The sequence below is a fragment of the Phormidium pseudopriestleyi FRX01 genome, from assembly GCF_017313335.1.
GTDB classification, from domain to species: Bacteria; Cyanobacteriota; Cyanobacteriia; order Cyanobacteriales; family Laspinemataceae; genus Laspinema; species Laspinema pseudopriestleyi.
In genome coordinates, this window is the sequence record NZ_JAFLQW010000636.1 from 1 (window position 1) to 3286 (window position 3286).

The window sequence follows — 3286 nt, forward strand, 5'->3', positions numbered from 1 at the left end:
GCATCCAACACAGGGGTTGCATTTTCTCCCGGGGGTTGGGCATCCAACACAGGGGTTGCATTTTCTGCCGGGGGTTGGGGATTATTCAACTCCGGTTGTCGAGTTTCTACCGGAGGTGTGGGGTTCGTCCGTGGGGACGGCGCAGTGGTACAGAGTTGAGGATCATGCTGGAACTCAAAGGCATACTGGTGCACCGTAGGTTCACTCACGGCAGCAAAATCCATGTCTTGGACAAATTTTCGAGCAAAACTATCAAGAATGTCCTGTCCACTTCCCAGTAAACGTCGGGGTCCATCAATAATTTGTCCGTCTGGATTGACCAAAACCCCAAACAAAGCACGCCCTTTTAACTGTTGGGGACAAGCTTCTAGGGGATATTCAGTAGATACCGCGATCGCCTTGTTGGTTCTGACTTCGCCGTATTGGGATTCTAAGTTCGCAACCCACTGGACATAGGCTTCTACCCCTTCCAACATGGCATTTTGGCGATCGCTCACCAACCCAGTAGGGTTATCCGGGTTATCTCCTCTGATTTTGGCCCACAGTTGGCGAACGCTATCCAGATCAGTCCCGACTTTATCAGTCACCGTCGCACCCCCCTCCGGGCGATCGCTCTCCGTGGGAACATTGGAGGGAACCACAGCTTGATCACCCTCCCCAATCCCATCTTGTTCACTGTTTCTCGGTTCAGTCTGCAAATCAACTGCACGTCCAATTTGCTCCGATTGAGGGCGAGTGGGATCCGGTCCCATCCCCGGATTTACCCCAGCGGGTAAATTACCCGATGGATTGTTAAACTCGGGCGGTGGAGAGGGATTGGCATTGTCTGAACGAGCGATCGCCTCTGGCCCTGGGAAATTTTCCGGGATAGGAATATCCGCGAATTCCGAGGCATCCACCGCTTCATTCATGCCACTGAAAGGCCTTTGCTGATCTCCAGAAGCGGGGAAACTCCCCTGGGGAGGGGGCGGAACATCTTGCAATCGGAATTCTTGCGGTGGGGGTGGCGGGATCTGATTATTTTGTTCAGCTATCAGTCTTTGTTGCCGTTCTCGTTGCTCAATTTCTCGCTCGATTTGGGCCCGTTCTAATCTCTCCAATGCCAGCAACTGCTCGATCGCCATACTATTAGACGACCCCAAAGACTGAGGATTGGTTAACCTCTCACGAAACTCGCTGGGGGATTGATAATCCGGCAATGAGGGCAGGGGGGTTTTGAGATCTCTGAAGGAGGGTGCCGGGGGAAGATCTAACGGGAGATCATATAACGGATTACCCGGCGGCAGAGTCAGGGGTTCAAGACCCAATGTTGAGGGAGAAGGGGGTAGCGGTCCTAATTCTGGCAACCCCGCTAACGGTTCCTCTGAGGAGTTCAGACTGCCGAGCCCGGTAGCTTGTGGCGATGAAAAATCCGGGAGGCGGCTGAGTTCTTCCGGACTCAGGTTGACCAAATCTACCGTCGTCCAGGGATTCGGTTCATTCCCCCCGCTAAAGGGCAAGCGGTCCCAGCTAATCCCAACCAGTCCGTGGATGCCCACAGAGGCCAAGACTGCCACGACGGTTGGCTGAGATAATAGGTCAAGCAGGCTGTTTTTCGGCAAAGAATAAGACATGGCAGGTAAGCTTAGGTCTAGACGGGCAGACTGCGATTATGATGCAGCAGTTTCACACCGCCTGCCGCGTTAATTCAGACATTCGATGCCCCCATCAACCCGGATATGATAGCACTGATGACTGACTTTCGTCTGCGGCAAGACAATAGAAATTGCCAGAACAGGTGAGCACTTGATTGGTACTGATCCTGATGACGACTTAAAAGTTGCAGACTGATTCTGGAGGGAAACTCGGCGGTGCAACTTGGATAATCGCCAAGGAAAAATAAGGGAGTTTCAAGTCGCGGCGATCGCCCAGTTGGCGATGAATTTTTTGCTCGGATCCTGTGACTCGTTCGACAATTTGGGTGCGATCGAGCAATCCGCGCTCCTGCAACAGGTCCCAAACGCGATCGTAAACCGAACTGACTTTCATTAACACCACCACATCTGCCCAGTTTAGCGCGTTTTCCAACTCCTCGACACGATATAGGGCGGGCAAAACCGCTAACCGTTGAGATCCAATGGTTAAAGGGATTCCCAGTTCTGCCACTGCCGCTAAAGGCGAACAAATCCCCGGAATCGACTGCACCTGAACCTCGGGATGCTGCCGTTGCAGGGTCTGGGCTAAATAAGTAAAGGTACTATAAAAACTAATATCCCCTTCTGAAACAAAGGCCACATCTTGGCCCAATTTCAAACAGTCCCAAACGCGATCGCTCGCTTGCCGCCATGCCTGATGCAGTAACGCCTCATCTCGCACAAAGGCAAACTCTAAAGGCAATTGAACCTGATCCGGACGCATCCATTGGGCAATAATCCCTTCCGCCATCCCCGGTTTACCGCTGGGTCCTACGGGAAAAGCCACCACCGGCACAGCTTGCAACAGTTTTAATCCCTTCATCGTAATCAGTTCCGGGTCTCCCGGTCCCACCCCAATTCCATATAACCTCCCCAATGGCATCATCCCTCGTTTTTCTTCCCCTATCGGTTGACTTGGCGCATTGATTTTCCCGCCATCCAGATTTGCCGGTACAATCTAATCTTTAAATCTTGTTAAATTTCTTTCCATCCCCATCCACCATGCCCTTACCGACCGTCATTTTACCCGGGTTTTTCGCCGCTGCATCGGAATATCGGGAGTTTGAACGCTTACTCAACGACCAGGGATTTCCGGCAATCTTAGTCCCCCTGCGTAAACGGGATTGGGTCCCAACCATTGGCGGACGCTCGATCGCCCCAATTCTCAGCCAACTCCATGCCACTGTCCAGCAAGCATTACAGGAGTTTAACGCACCGAAAGTTAATCTCATCGCCCATTCTGCTGGGGGCTGGATTGCCCGGATTTACCTGGGAGAAAAGCCCTATATCATTCATAGGGATATTGACGAATCCGCTCAGTTATGGTATGCAAATCCCTTTGTGAGTACCTTAATTACCGCTCTCTAAAACTTACTCAAACTTAATTGTATGATGTTTAGTTCCTAGCTTGGATCTTCCAAGACCTTTCCATCACTAGGCTTACACGGCTGAACTATCCGCGTTTTCCAAATTAATTGAGGCATTTAAGTCACGATCTATTGAGATGTGACAGTTCGGACAGTCATACTGCCTTTTGTCCAGGGGCATTTTTTGTCGGTGTCCGCAGTTGGAACAAATCTGTGAACTGGGATACCACGGGTCAATCAGCGTTA

General features: G+C 51.4%; 4 protein-coding genes. 1 reads left to right on the top strand and 3 read right to left on the bottom strand.

Annotated elements, in window-relative coordinates; all coding sequences use genetic code 11:
* Nucleotides 1-1613, bottom strand: a 1613-nt coding sequence (locus J0895_RS24025) for a hypothetical protein (RefSeq protein ID WP_207090510.1), incomplete at its 3' end; no start/stop codon positions are given.
* A 199-nt stretch (nucleotides 1614-1812) separates the two neighbouring features.
* Nucleotides 1813-2559 (bottom strand): precorrin-2 C(20)-methyltransferase, encoded by a 747-nt coding sequence (locus J0895_RS24030; protein WP_340643576.1) that lies wholly within the window; start codon nucleotides 2557-2559, stop codon nucleotides 1813-1815.
* An 86-nt stretch (nucleotides 2560-2645) separates the two neighbouring features.
* Between J0895_RS24030 and J0895_RS24035 the strand changes: the two genes are divergently transcribed.
* Complete coding sequence (locus J0895_RS24035; protein WP_207090511.1) at nucleotides 2646-3041, top strand: lipase family protein; 396 nt, start codon at nucleotides 2646-2648, stop codon at nucleotides 3039-3041.
* 72 nt (nucleotides 3042-3113) lie between these two features.
* Here J0895_RS24035 and J0895_RS24040 read toward each other — a convergent pair.
* The coding region (locus J0895_RS24040) for a zinc ribbon domain-containing protein (RefSeq protein WP_207090513.1) at nucleotides 3114-3286 on the bottom strand (173 nt) is incomplete at its 5' end.

Excerpts from the sequence above, each read along its gene's own strand:
- J0895_RS24030 (WP_340643576.1), bottom strand. The coding sequence starts at position 2,559 with ATGATGCCATTGGGGAGGTTATATGGAATTGGGGTGGGACCGGGAGAC.